The organism is Ignatzschineria ureiclastica (genome assembly GCF_003121845.1).
In the GTDB taxonomy this organism is placed as follows: domain Bacteria; phylum Pseudomonadota; class Gammaproteobacteria; order Cardiobacteriales; family Wohlfahrtiimonadaceae; genus Ignatzschineria; species Ignatzschineria ureiclastica.
In genome coordinates this window covers 332,542-346,111 of record NZ_QEWQ01000004.1, presented here as the reverse complement: position 1 = coordinate 346,111, position 13,570 = coordinate 332,542, and the positions used below count along the sequence as shown (strand labels likewise).

The following is a 13,570-nucleotide window of genomic DNA, read 5'->3' as shown; positions in this document are numbered from 1 at the left end:
GATCCTGAAAACTTGATCTCATATTGAAAAGAGTCCTTTAAGATCCTGATCGACCTTAAAGGGCTTCATATATTGATTTATTCAATTAGGTAATGTAGTAGACCGTAGATTATTGTGAGGATTGAGCCTCTGTCGATGCTTGTGCTTCATTTTTCACAAAGATCACTTGATCAATATTGTCGTAACCGGCATTTTGCGCAGTTTGTAGATAATCTTGAATGACCGCTTCTGGTAAGTTTGGCGTACGAGCTAGAAGCCAGAGATATTCACCACTTGGTTCGCCCACTAAAGAGATCTGATAATCATCATCTACACGAATCACCCAATAGTCACCATCGGTAAAGGGAAGCCAACGAAGCCAAGCTGGGAGAAAATTGACCGAAAGTTGACTGCCACTTCTATTTTGAAAGGTCGCTAGACCCTCCGCTTCATGTTCGACACCATCGGCTAACTCACAACGATTGAGCACCTGAATTTGATTATCTATCAAAGTATATTCTGCAGAGATATTGCGTTGGCATTTGTCTTCAAAAGGATTAGGAAGCCGAGCAATCTCATACCAAGTGCCGAGATACCGCTGTTTATCAAACGGCTCTACCGGTGTGATAGAGAGAGAAGCAGCTGTAGCTGAGGTTAAAATAGCGCTTAGGGTTAAAAAGGCCAAATATTTAAGACGGTTTTTGTTCATTGTAATGTCCTTAAATCCTTAAATGGATATTTATTCATTCATAAATAAAATAGGTATTAGATACAGCTATTAAGTCGGTTAATGATAGATAGAGAGGATACATTGATACTCTTAATTGATATAAAAATAAATGTATTTAATAATATAAAATTGAATATTAACAATTTGTTTATTTTTATAATTTAAAATAATGCGATATATAATGTTTTTGGTGCTATATACAATATGGATAGTTTTTTAAAATCCGTGGTAAGTATCCATTATGAATATGAATTATTAAGCCAAGCTTAAGATCCAAATCCACTAAGATTTGAAACGCACAAGACCTAAAGTGTAGTCATCATAAATCATTGTAGAAGTAAGATTAAGTAAAAAGTTCATAAAGAAGAATAAGGAGTAATACAGATATGGCAACGCTTTTAATTAAAAATGGCACGATTGTAGATATTGATCATGAATATCAGGGGAATATTTTGATTGAGGGGGAGAAAATTGTTGCGATTACACAGGCAGAATTACCCGCAGATCAAGTGATCGATGCAAAGGGAAAGTATATTCTTCCAGGGGGCATTGATGAGCATACGCACTTAGGTTCTTTTGGGGGATTAGGATTTGAAACAACGCATGCGGCACTTGTTGGCGGGACAACGACAGTGATTGATTTTGCACCGATGCACGAAGGAGAAACATTTAGTGAAGCGATTGAAGCCCATGATCAAACAGCTGCCGGGATTGCGAGCTGTGATTATGCCTTTCATTCAATGGTCATGGGCGGCGGACATCAAGGATTATTTGATGATGTGAAAAATTTGCCAAGGCACGGGGTTTCAACGATTAAGCTCTTAATGGGATACAAGGGCAGTGAATATTACTCCAATGATGAAACGATTATGCACTGTATGCGAGAAGCTCGGAAGTATGGCATTACCACAATGCTTCATTGTGAAAATTCCGATATGATCTCCTATCTTACTGAGATTTTAGAGAAAGAGCACCCTGAGCAGACAATTGATCATTACTATTCTCGCCTTCCGATTACTGAAGTGGAAGCCACGCACCGAGGTATCGATATGGCAATTTTAACGCGCGCTCCGCTCTTTATTGTGCACGTGACACTTAAAGATTCGATGTTAGCGATACGAGATGCTTATAACCGCGGATATCCTATCTATGGAGAGACCTGTACCCATTATCTTTTACTTGATAAATCCTATTTAGGTTTACCTAATTTCGAGGGGGCAAAATATGTCTGTGCACCGCCTATTCGAGATAAAGTCAATCAAGAACCTCTTTGGGATGCGCTTCGTAAAGGGTGGTTAACTGCAGCGAGCTCTGATCACTGTGCATTAGTAGGGGGATTTGAGAAGAAAAAGGCAGGCTATGGCGATTTTGCCAAAATTCCCAATGGTGTGCCGGGGATGCAAGAACGGATGATGATGCTTTGGACTTATGGGGTTGAAGCAGGGCGCATTAGTCGACAAAAGTTTGTTGAGATTACCGCAACGAATCCTGCAAAATTGATCAATCTACCGCATAAAGGGCGTATTGCCGTTGGCTGTGATGCAGATATTGTGATTTGGGATAGTCAATATGAGGGGGTGATCTCTAATAAAGAGAGTTACCAAGGGATTGATTACTCTGCTTTTGAGGGCTTTAAAGTCAAAGGTCGACCTGATCAAGTATTTTTACGAGGTACTTTAATGGCAGAAAAAGGACAATTTGTCGGAGACAAAGGGCAAGGCAGACGACAATATGCTAAGCCTTATGGACGCTGTTTCGATTACTTGAAGCATTCGCCTGAGGTATTGGGGTAAAAATGAAATTACTAAAGCAATGGAAAAGTTTTGATGAGCAACTCTCTTTATTAGAAGAGAGAGGGCTTATCATTAGTAATAAAAAAAGAGCTAGGACATATTTAGAGCGTGTGGGCTACTACCGACTAAGTGGATATTGGTATCTATTTAAACAGCTTCATAATAAACAGCCTATTAATCGATTTTTACCAGATAGTCATTTTGATGATGTGATTTCATTATATATTTTTGATAAAAGATTGAGGCTATTAGCATTAGATGCTTTAGAACGAATTGAGATAGCCATTAGGGTTGATATTTCTTATCTGTTAGGTAAAAAAGAACCTTTAGCTCATTTGTCGGTCAAAAATTTCTCAAAAGAGCGTTATAATCAATCTGTTAGGGATTCTAAAGATTCATTTATACAGCATCACATTGAATATTATGGAGGGAATATCCCTATTTGGGTTGCTTGTGAAATTTTTAGCTTTGGTACCTTATCTAAATTATTTAAACATATGGACATCAGAGATAAAGATAAAATTGCTCGAAAATATCGGTTATCTTCAGGAAGTCAATTAGAAACCCATTTACACGCTTTTAATGTGATACGAAATATTTCTGCACATCACGGAAGATTATGGAACAGACATATAATTGGGAGAGCTAAGATAAGAGGTATGAAAGACCCAATGTTTCATAAGCTTTCTAATAACCAAGTATTTTTTTATTTTTGTTTAATGCAAAGAATGCTAAAGGTTATCTGTCCAAATTCTTCTTGGGGATATCGGTTTTGGGAATTATTAAAGACATTTCCAACATCAAAGAATGGGGTAATTGATATACAGCTACTCGGATTAAAACCCGATTTGGAATTAGAAAATTGGTTCTTATGGAAAAATAAATAGATAAAAATAGCCCCCAATTCTGTAGTTCCTAGATTAACTATTTATAAAAATAGTAACTAGGCAGAAGTTGGGGGGATTGTTGTAATCAATTATATAAAATTATATCTATAGGATCAAGCTTCATAGTGAGTTATTACTCATAACGACGACTTCTCACTAATTGAGGTCTTCTACCTAAATATGCAACGGTACCGATACCGCTCCAGATATGGACTAAACGTGTAAAGGGGAAGATCACAAAGAGTGTAATGCCCATAAAGATATGTGCTTTGAAGATCGGGCTTACGCCGGCAAGTAGATCAACAGCACCACCGCGGAAGGTGACAATATATTGCGCCCAATGCATCAGTTTGAGCATCTCTTCGCCATCGGTATGATGTGAGGAGACAATAATAGTGCTAAGGCCTAATAGTAGCGTTATTAAAATCCAGATTAAGACTAGTTTATCCCGCCACGTTGATGTTGCCATAAGACGCGCCGAGCTAAAACGACGATAAATGAGAATCAGAAGACCAATGAGTGCTATTGTTCCCATAATACCACCGGCAGTCATTGCTAGAATTTGCTTACTGCTATGGCTTACGCCCAGAAAATCCCACACTTGAACCGGTGTTAAAAGTCCTACAAAATGCCCTAAAAAGAGACCAATAATCCCTAAGTGAAAGAGAATATTTCCAAGACGGAGATATTGAGGCTGCAATAGCTGGCTAGAATCAGATTTCCAACTATATTGCTCTCTATCAAATCGTACAAGGCTACCAAAGAGGAAGATCGAGAGTGCGATGTAGGGGTAGATCCCAAAGAGAAATGTATCAAGATAATTCATAATGCCTCCCTTATTGGCATTTGTGACAAGCGGAAAGTGACGCGGATCCACATCCTTGCGCGTGGTTCCCTAGATTAAAAGAGTGCGATAGAAGAGGTTCTATTCCCTCGGCATTGGGACCAAATTGTTCCATTGCCTCCTCCATATTGCGGATAGGTGCGACTTTTAAAGGTTCTGCTTTAACCGGTGAATATCGGTCAATCACCTCAAAAATCGCTGCATAGGGCGAGTTGTTTTTGGCCAAGTTTTCTCCAATATAATGAATCACGTGAATCGCATCCCCTAAGAGCGGTAGTGCTTCCTCTTTTGGAATAGACGCTAAGAACTCTAAGAAAAGGGGTAAATAATCTGGCAATTCATTAGCTGTAGGCTCAAAACCTTTTGTACGATAGGTTTCTAATAGATCCACCATCGCTTGGCCACGCAACCGATCTTCACCGTGTAGATGTTCAAAAAGATGTAGTGAATGGGTCGGTGTGCGATCAAAGGTTGCTACATATTCCGTTTGTAATGTGATCTCATCATCTTGCAGACGCTCAAAGAGGGGTTGTAAGGTTTGATATGATTGTAGATCCGTTTCTGTACTATAGCTCTCTATTTCAGGTAGCTCTGTTAGCCAAGTTTGCGTTGGATATTGCAGTAAGATAGATAGCACTTTAAAAATAGATAGATTCGTAGATGTTGACATAATCTTCTCCTATAGCTGTTTAATTTTCGCACGATTGCGAAGATCATTAAGGTTAATAGGAACGGCTTTACTATTACCAAAGAGACTCTCTTTACTGACACCACCTGAGCAACCATTTCCGAATGAGAAGCCACAGCTGCCTTTTTCTGCAAAGGTATCTTCCACGAGCTCTTTATGTGTCGTTGGAATGACGAAGCGATCTTCATAGTTAGCAATGGCCATAATTTGATACATCTCTTCGATCTGTTTGGCACTTAAATGCGCATTTAATAGTGTTTCATCTGCGCGTTCTTGCGAATAGAGTGTCTTATTACGCATATATTTACGCATTGTAATCATTGTCGAGAGTGCTTTAAGAATAGGGTTGGTATCGCCGGCAGTTAAGAGATTCGCTAAATATTGCAAGGGAATACGGAGTTCATTTACATCAGGAATTAAGCCATTTTCACCAATCACACCCGATTCTATAGCTGATTGAATAGGGGAAAGCGGTGGAATATACCAAACCATCGGTAATGTACGATATTCAGGATGTAATGGGAATGCCACTTTCCACTCAACAGCCATTTTATAAACCGGAGATGTTTTTGCGGCATCAATCCACTCTTGTGGAATCCCTTGTTTAAGCGCTTCCGCTGCAACAGCAGGATCATTGGGATCTAAGAAGAGATCTAATTGTGATTCATAGAGATCTTCGGGATTCTCGGTACTTGCTGCATCACTAATCTTATCAGCATCATAGAGTAATACGCCAAGATAGCGAATACGACCGACACAGGTTTCTGAACAGATTGTAGGTTGACCTGACTCGATACGAGGGAAACAGAAGATACACTTCTCCGATTTACCTGTTTTCCAGTTGTAGTAGATTTTTTTGTATGGACAACCGGAAACACACATTCTCCAACCACGACATTTGTCCTGGTCAATAAGAACGATCCCATCTTCTTCACGCTTATAGATTGATCCTGCAGGACAGCTTGCCACACAAGCAGGATTCAAACAGTGTTCGCAAAGACGGGGAAGATACATCATAAAGGTATTTTCAAAGGCACCATAAATATCTTTCTGAATTCCTTCAAATAACTGATCTTTGGCGCGTTTTTTAAATTCGCCACCTAAGTCATCTTCCCAGTTTGGCCCCCACTCAATCTTCTCCATTTTCTCGCCGGTAATCGCAGAGATCGGACGCGCAGTAGGAGGTGTACTCATTCTTGGCGCTTTTTGTAGATGCTCATAATCGTAAGTGAAAGGTTCATAGTAATCATCAATGCTAAGCATATTAGGGTTAGCAAAGATATTGCCGAGAACTTTAAATTTCGTACCTTGCTTAAGTTGTAATTTCCCTTTCTTATTACGAACCCAGCCCCCTTTATGAATCTCCTGATCTTCCCAATTTTTAGGGTAACCAATGCCAGGTTTGGTTTCGACGTTATTGAACCAAGCATATTCAACACCATCTCGGCTGGTCCAGACATTTTTACAAGTAACTGAACAGGTATGGCAACCGATACATTTATCAAGGTTTAGAACCATTCCAATTTGTGCTCTAATTTTCATAATTTATTCCTTATTGCGAAATCTGTGGGATGTCGATAGTTGTTTGATGAAGTAGGGGTGAGCTATTGACCAACAGGCCTGTTTAATGGATTGTTGATTGTCACTGACCGGCTACTTCATCGCACTAGATTGATGACCATTGATACTTCTTGACTATTGCGCTCATTAGCGAGCGGGGTCATCAAGCCTTATCATCAAGTAATAGACTTTCAGTGGATTGCACTTCTTCATCTAACCATTCGACTTTCGACATTTTTCTTACGACCACTAATTCATCTCGATTGGTACCTACTGTTCCGTAGTAGTTAAAGCCCCAAGAGAGTTGCGCATATCCACCAATCATATGAGTTGGCTTCATTACAATTTTGGTTACAGAGTTATGAATACCACCCCGTTTTCCAGAGATCTCCGCGCCGGGAACATTGATGATTTTTTCTTGCGCGTGGTACATCAAGATCATTCCCTCAGGAATCCGTTGGCTAACGATTGTGCGTGCAGCGAGCGTTCCATTGACATTGAAGACTTCGACCCAGTCGTTATCGGCAATACCGATCTTCGCTGCATCGACTTCTGATAACCAGACGTGAGGACCACCTCGAGAGAGGGTCAGCATTCGGATATTGTCAGAATAAGTTGAGTGAATCCCCCATTTTTGATGTGGTGTGAGGAAGTTCAATACTAATTCAGGTTGGCCATTGCCATATTGACCTAGCATCTTATCTGTCGTTTTCATATCAATGGCAGGGCGATAGTTGGCAAATCCCTCGCCAAAGACACGCATCCATTGATGATCTTGATAGAATTGCTGACGGCCTGTAATGGTGCGCCAAGGAATGAGTTCGTGCACATTGGTATAGCCCGCGTTATAGCTCACTTCCTCGCTCTCAACGCCTGACCAGGTAGGAGAAGAGATAATTTTTCGAGGTTGCGCTTGAACATCTCTAAACCGAATAGCATCGTGTTCCCGCGGTTTCGCTAAATGAGTATGATCAATGCCGGTATTTTGAGAGAGTGCTTCCCAAGCTTTGACGGCTACGTGACCATTGGTTTCAGGGGCGAGCGTTAAAATCATCTCCGCCGCATCAATCGCTGTTTCTAATCGAGGTTGTTGATCACTTACACCCTCATCGCGGGTTTTATTGAGTTTACGAAGTAGCTCAACTTCAGCGTTGGTTTGCCAATTAATACCTTTACCGCCATTGCCCAATTTTTCAAGTAGGGGGCCAATAGAAGTATATTTGTCATAAATCGCGCCATAATCACGTTCTACAACGGTTATTTGTGGCATTGTTTTTCCGGGAATAGGATCACATTCTCCAAGTTTCCAATCTTTTGCATCAAAAGGTTGACCCAATTCTTGGGGGGTATCGTGCATTAGTGGCGTTAAAACTAAATCTTTTTGAACGCCTAAATGCTCTTTTCCCAATTCAGAGAATTTTTTCGCTAACCCTTTATAAATTTCCCAATCACTCTTACTCTCCCATAGCGGTTGTACAGCTTCACTCAATGGATGAATAAAGGGATGCATATCAGAGGTATTTAAGTCATCTTTCTCATACCAAGTTGCCGTAGGCAGAACAATATCCGCATAGAGACAAGTTGTAGACATTCTAAAGTCTAAGACCGTTAAAAGATCTAATTTCCCCTCTACTGCTGGGCGGACTTTAATATTCTCTGGTTTAATGCAATCAGATTCATCGCTCATCACTGCATTTTGAGTACCAAGTAGATATTTTAAGAAGTATTCGTGACCTTTACTCGAAGAGCCAAGAATATTAGAGCGCCATACAAACAGATTGCGTGGGAAGTTTTTCGGATTATCGGGATCGTTACACGCCATATCGATATTGCCAGATTTTAAACCGGATACGGTAAAATCAATGGGATCAACGCCGGCATCTATCGCTTTTTGAGTAATTTTAAGCGGATTTTCAGATAATTGTGGTGCTGACGGCAACCAACCAAGGCGTTCAGCTTTTGCATTGTAATCGATCGTTGAGATTTTCCCCATATCGCCAGTGTGTGAAGGTGCAACGATCTCATCCATAGAGAGTTTTTCGTGACGCCATTGACTAGTATGGGCATAGAAGAACGAGGTTCCATTCATTTGTCGAGAAGGGCGATTCCAGTCAAGGGCAAAGGCTAAAGGTGCCCAACCTGTTTGTGGACGTAACTTTTCTTGACCAACATAATGTGCCCAGCCACCGCCACTTTGACCGATACAACCACACATCATTAACATATTGATAATGCCACGATAAGCCATATCCATATGATACCAATGGTTTAGACCTGCACCGACAATCACCATACTTTTACCGTGCGTTTCATCGGCATTTTGCGCAAATTCGCGGGCAACTTGAATGACGAGTTCAGGTTTTACACCGGTATGTTTTTCTTGCCAAGCCGGCGTATTAGGGCAATCTTCCTCATAACTTTTGGCAACACCCTCGCCACCAAATCCACGATCAATACCGTAGTTGGCACAGAGCAGATCAAAAACAGTAGCAACATAGAGTGTTTCCCCCTCATCAGTGGTCAATTTTTTCACTGGTACATTTTTGACCAGCGTGGATTTAGCATCCTTGCCACCGAAGTAATCGAAGGTTACTCCCACAATCTCATCGGCATTCTCTTTTAAAGTGAGTTGCGCTTTAATTTCCGTATTATCGCGCGTCTCTTGCAGTAGATTCCAACGGCCTTTTTCGCCCCATCTAAAACCGATAGAACCTTTAGGTGCGCGGATCTCTCCGGATAATTCATCTAATACTAATGTTTTCCATTCAGGATTATTCTCTTCTTCGAGTTGGCGATTAATGTGACTTGCTCTCAAGTAATAGCTTGGAAGTAGCGCGCCATTTTCCTCTTTGAGTGTCACTAATACCGGCATATCAGTTAAGCGACGGCAATAATCAGTGAAATATTCTGAAGGATTCTCTAAATGGAATTCTTTTAAGATCACGTGCCCCATTGCCATTGCGAGTGCCGCATCGGTTCCTTGTTTAGGCGCTAGCCAGATATCCCCGAATTTAACCATTTCACCATAGTCAGAAGAGACGGCCACGGTTTTGGTGCCTTTATAACGTACTTCTGTATAGAAGTGGGCATCCGGCGTACGGGTCATCGGAACATTTGAGCCCCATACCATTAGATAAGTGGAATTATACCAATCGGCAGATTCCGCCACATCGGTCTGTTCTCCCCAGATTTGAGGGCTTGAAGGGGGAAGGTCACAATACCAATCGTAGAATGAGAGCGGTACACCTCCTAAGAGACTTAGGTAACGAGTACCGGCGGCATAGCTAATCATTGACATTGCAGGAATGGGGGAGAAGCCAAAGATACGATCAGGTCCATACTCCTTAATCGTGTGAGCATTGGCAGCTGCAATGATCTCATAAACTTCATCCCACGAGGCACGAACGAATCCCCCTAAGCCACGAACTGCTTTATACTGCTTGCTTAAATTAGGATCACTTGTAATATTACGCCACGCTTCTACCGCATTATTATGGGCGCGTTCTTTTCTCCACAGACGCATTAACTCTGCACGCACCATTGGGTATTTGACCCGTTGTGCTGAATAGACATACCAACTATAAGATGCCCCCCGAGGACAGCCACGAGGTTCGTGATTCGGAAGATCTGGGCGTGTGCGAGGGTAATCGGTCTGTTGCATCTCCCAAGTGATTAGACCACTTTTGACGAAGATTCTCCAACTACAAGAACCGGTACAGTTAACGCCGTGTGTGGAACGAACGATTTTATCGTGTTGCCAGCGTTGACGATATCCATCTTCCCAACGACGATCTTCGGCCACAACAGCACCGTGATCGTGAGAAAAGGTCTCTTTGGTTTGTCTGAAAAAATTTAAACGATCAAGAAAGTGACTCATAACAACTCCAAGGGCTAGGTTAAAGAAAGCCTGTTTAGCTGACTTTATAGTACCGTTTTGCCCTTAAAATCCTATTGTTATGAAGTAGCAACTTATTGCAGAAGAAGGATTACCCTTATCTAATACTTTTGGCTAGTATGGCTAATTCTTTTTACAGTTTGGGCTAAGCAATAAAAAAGAGGATCATTCTCTTTCTTATCTTATTGCTATTGAGGGATAGCATTAAAACTCGATAGAGTAATGATCCTTAAGAGGGACTTGAAGAGTAATTCTAAAAATTATAAAGATTCTAAAAACTGAGGTCGATTAACAACTGACAGGTGAGCCTTTGCGCATATAGAAGTAGTAATTGACTACAATGCAGCTAAGATAAAAGATGATAAAACCTATAAGTGCCGCTTCAACGCTACCGGTGATCTCAATAGAGCTCCCGAAGCTTTTGGGAATTAAAAATCCACCGTAAGCCCCAATTGCGCCCATAAAACCGACCACAGTTGCGGATTCTTTGGTCGCTTGAATGTTGGCTTGATCGCCGTTCTCTTTCAGTACTTTTTGATGAAAGAGCGCAAATACACGAGGTGCTTGGGCAAATGTAGATCCGTTACCAATACCGCTAAAGAAGAAGATCAACATAAAGCTCCAGAAGAAAAGGGTAAAACTACCTGTACTACTCCCATTCGGTAAGGCTAAGATAATGCCGATACTACCAACAATCATTAAAAGGAAGCTTACTCCGGTAATCAGTGCCGGTGAGATTTTATCTGACAACCAACCCCCTATGACACGGGTAATAGCGCCTACGAGAGGACCTAAGAATGCATATTTCATAGGGTCAATTGTAGGGAATGATTGTGTTGTAAGAAGCGGAAAAGCAGCAGAGAACCCAATAAAAGAGCCAAATACACCAATATAGAGCCAGCAGAGGAGCCAGTTATGGGTGCGTTTGAAGATAATGGATTGCTCTTTAAATGAGGAATTAATATTCCCAATATCATTCATTCCAAAGTAAGCTAATAGCGTTGAGAGTAGAATGAACGGTACCCAAATAAATCCGGCATTTTGTAACCATAAATAGCTAGTTCCATTCTCTGATTGAATGACTTGCGGTTCCCCAGTAATGACAGCAAACATTCCAGTTGTAATCACTAGTGGGACAACAAATTGTACTACTGAGACCCCTAAGTTACCAAGACCGGCATTTAATCCCATTGCACCCCCTTTCTCTGATTTAGGAAAGAAGAAGCTGATATTAGACATCGAAGAGCTAAAGTTTGCCCCTCCAAAGCCACAAAGTAGAGCGAGGATAAACATCCAGCTATAAGGGGTTGTTGGATCTTGTACCGCAAACCCTAGCCCAATGGCAGGGATAAGTAAGCTTGCAGTTGAGATGACGGTCCAACGTCTTCCCCCAAAAATAGGGACGACAAAGGAGTAGAAGATACGAAGCGTTGCCCCTGAAAGTGCCGGCAGTGAGGCGAGCCAGAAGAGCTCATTAGCACTATAGGTAAAACCTACGCTAGGTAATTTGATCACTGTAACACTCCAGACTTGCCAGATTGCAAAGGCGAGTAAGAGGGCAGGAATAGAGATCCAGAGATTTCGCTTGGCAATTTTCCGTCCCTCTTTTTCCCAAAATTGGGGATTCTCGGGTTGCCAATTGGTTAATAATTTACTCATTGTATAGCTCCTATGAGAAGTGAAAGGATACAAAGGTTTTATGATCTTTTTACGATCTTATGATTTTATAAAATGGCTTTATCATATTGAGTGCATAAAGCTGAGATATTTTGAGGTGTGTGAGATTATTGTTTATTGTTTAATGGGCCTAATTGACTTAGCTGACCTAATTTGATCAGTGGGTTGAACGATGTTGCTTGAAACTAAAATGCATCCAGATTAGGCTGATCGATACAGCACCATACATCAACATAAAAGAACTTGAACGAATGCCGGTAATATCAACTAAGGCACCAAAGAGGATAGGGAGTAAAAATCCACCTAAACCGCCTGCTAAACCGACAATGCCGGAAACCGTGCCGATCTCATCAGGGAAATCATCGGCGATAAATTTAAAGACAGAGGCTTTACCAATCGCTAGCGCAATACCGACAATGAAGATTAAAAGCGTAAAGAAAAAGGCATTAAGACCAATGTTAAGAGAAAATGGACCATTAACCGTCTCAATGATCATTGCAGTTTGTGGGTAAGACATTATGAAAAAAGCGACCCAACAGACCCACATTACCGCCCAAGTCACTTTATAAGCTCCATATTTATCAGATAACCAACCGCCAAAAGCCCGTAGTACGCCGCCGGGTAATGAGAAGCAAGCCGCTAATAACGCCGCACTAGCAAGCGAAAATCCATACTCATCGACATAGTAGCTTACCATCCAGAGAGATAGCCCTACATAACCGCCAAAGACGACGGAGTAATATTGGCTATATTTCAAGACATCTTTATTCTTCATTAAACGTAATTGATCTTGAAGAGAGACGGTGCCTTTTTGTGTTGCTTTCGGTGTGGGATAACTAAAGATCCAAAAGAGAATGACTGTAATCAGTAGAATAACGGCATAGCTATTAGGCACAAAAGTCCAGCCGAAGAGACCAATTAAAGTGGGCGCAATAAGTTTATTCAGTGCGGCACCGGCATTGCCGGCACCAAAAATTCCCATCGCTAAACCTTGTCGCTCTTTCGGAAACCAGCGTGCCACATAAGGCGTTCCTACTGAGAATGAGCCACCAATTAACCCCAACCATAAGCTGATCAGTAGAAAGTGGTAATATTGGGTAGCATAGGGCATTAACAGAAGTGGCGGAATACAGATTAGCATTAAAACAGCAAATACCGCACGAGCACTATAACGATCAGTCATCATTCCCAATGGAATACGACAGAGCGAACCCGATAAGACCGGCATTGCAGTCAATAGCCCAAATTGAGTGGCGTTAAGACCTAAACTCTCTTTAATCGGTAATCCTAATACCGAAAAGATCATCCAAATCATAAAGCAGACAGTAAAAGCACCGGTGCTACTGGCTAAAACAATATAAGATTGTGTTTTATGTGTGACCATAATAGAAACCCTTTGAAGAGGTGAACAAACAAATTATTCATAGGCTCTAGCATAAGATTTCTGTATAAAAAAACTATTCACATAAATGGGAATAGTTCTTGCGCAAAAGAGTAAGTGGAAAATAGTTCTAAAG

General features: G+C 41.2%; 9 protein-coding genes. 2 read left to right on the top strand and 7 right to left on the bottom strand.

Going from position 1 to position 13,570, the window contains the following annotated elements; all coding sequences use genetic code 11:
• Positions 1–109 precede the first annotated feature (109 nt).
• Positions 110–688, bottom strand: coding sequence for a lipocalin family protein (locus DC083_RS07065; protein WP_109189512.1), 579 nt, complete (start codon positions 686–688; stop codon positions 110–112).
• Between the two features lie 407 nt (positions 689–1,095).
• Here DC083_RS07065 and hydA point away from each other — a divergent pair, with 407 nt between their 5' ends.
• Both hydA and DC083_RS07055 read left to right on the top strand, forming a co-directional pair.
• Positions 1,096–2,502, top strand: a complete 1,407-nt coding sequence (gene hydA / locus DC083_RS07060) for a dihydropyrimidinase (RefSeq protein WP_109189511.1) — start codon at positions 1,096–1,098, stop codon at positions 2,500–2,502.
• A 2-nt stretch (positions 2,503–2,504) separates the two neighbouring features.
• A complete protein-coding gene (locus tag DC083_RS07055) occupies positions 2,505–3,389 on the top strand; it encodes an Abi family protein (protein WP_109189510.1) in 885 nt (294 codons plus the stop codon).
• 133 nt (positions 3,390–3,522) lie between these two features.
• Here the strand turns inward: DC083_RS07055 and narI are convergent, their stop codons facing one another.
• From narI to DC083_RS07025, 6 genes are all read right to left on the bottom strand, one after another.
• Positions 3,523–4,215, bottom strand: coding sequence for a respiratory nitrate reductase subunit gamma (narI, locus tag DC083_RS07050; protein ID WP_109189509.1), 693 nt, complete (start codon positions 4,213–4,215; stop codon positions 3,523–3,525).
• 10 nt (positions 4,216–4,225) lie between these two features.
• Positions 4,226–4,903, bottom strand: coding sequence for a nitrate reductase molybdenum cofactor assembly chaperone (gene narJ, locus DC083_RS07045; RefSeq protein WP_109189508.1), 678 nt, complete (start codon positions 4,901–4,903; stop codon positions 4,226–4,228).
• A 9-nt stretch (positions 4,904–4,912) separates the two neighbouring features.
• Entirely contained in the window at positions 4,913–6,463 is a 1,551-nt protein-coding gene (gene narH, locus DC083_RS07040) for a nitrate reductase subunit beta (protein WP_026878029.1), read from the bottom strand.
• A 181-nt stretch (positions 6,464–6,644) separates the two neighbouring features.
• Positions 6,645–10,358 carry a nitrate reductase subunit alpha gene (locus DC083_RS07035; RefSeq protein ID WP_109189507.1) on the bottom strand — a complete coding sequence of 1,238 codons (3,714 nt, stop codon included), beginning with the start codon at positions 10,356–10,358 and terminating at the stop codon, positions 6,645–6,647.
• 306 nt (positions 10,359–10,664) lie between these two features.
• On the bottom strand, positions 10,665–12,035 hold the full coding sequence (locus tag DC083_RS07030) for an MFS transporter (RefSeq protein WP_109189506.1): 1,371 nt from the start codon (positions 12,033–12,035) through the stop codon (positions 10,665–10,667).
• Between the two features lie 175 nt (positions 12,036–12,210).
• Complete coding sequence (locus tag DC083_RS07025) at positions 12,211–13,437, bottom strand: MFS transporter (protein WP_109189505.1); 1,227 nt, start codon at positions 13,435–13,437, stop codon at positions 12,211–12,213.
• Positions 13,438–13,570: the final 133 nt, after the last annotated feature.

Bases quoted from the DNA above. Each gene is read 5' to 3' on its own strand.
- DC083_RS07055 (WP_109189510.1), top strand. From the start codon at position 2,505: ATGAAATTACTAAAGCAATGGAAAAGTTTTGATGAGCAACTCTCTTTA.
- hydA (WP_109189511.1), top strand. From the start codon at position 1,096: ATGGCAACGCTTTTAATTAAAAATGGCACGATTGTAGATATTGATCAT.
- DC083_RS07025 (WP_109189505.1), bottom strand. From the start codon at position 13,437: ATGGTCACACATAAAACACAATCTTATATTGTTTTAGCCAGTAGCACC.
- narH (WP_026878029.1), bottom strand. From the start codon at position 6,463: ATGAAAATTAGAGCACAAATTGGAATGGTTCTAAACCTTGATAAATGT.
- narJ (WP_109189508.1), bottom strand. From the start codon at position 4,903: ATGTCAACATCTACGAATCTATCTATTTTTAAAGTGCTATCTATCTTA.
- DC083_RS07035 (WP_109189507.1), bottom strand. From the start codon at position 10,358: ATGAGTCACTTTCTTGATCGTTTAAATTTTTTCAGACAAACCAAAGAG.
- DC083_RS07030 (WP_109189506.1), bottom strand. From the start codon at position 12,035: ATGAGTAAATTATTAACCAATTGGCAACCCGAGAATCCCCAATTTTGG.
- narI (WP_109189509.1), bottom strand. From the start codon at position 4,215: ATGAATTATCTTGATACATTTCTCTTTGGGATCTACCCCTACATCGCA.
- DC083_RS07065 (WP_109189512.1), bottom strand. From the start codon at position 688: ATGAACAAAAACCGTCTTAAATATTTGGCCTTTTTAACCCTAAGCGCT.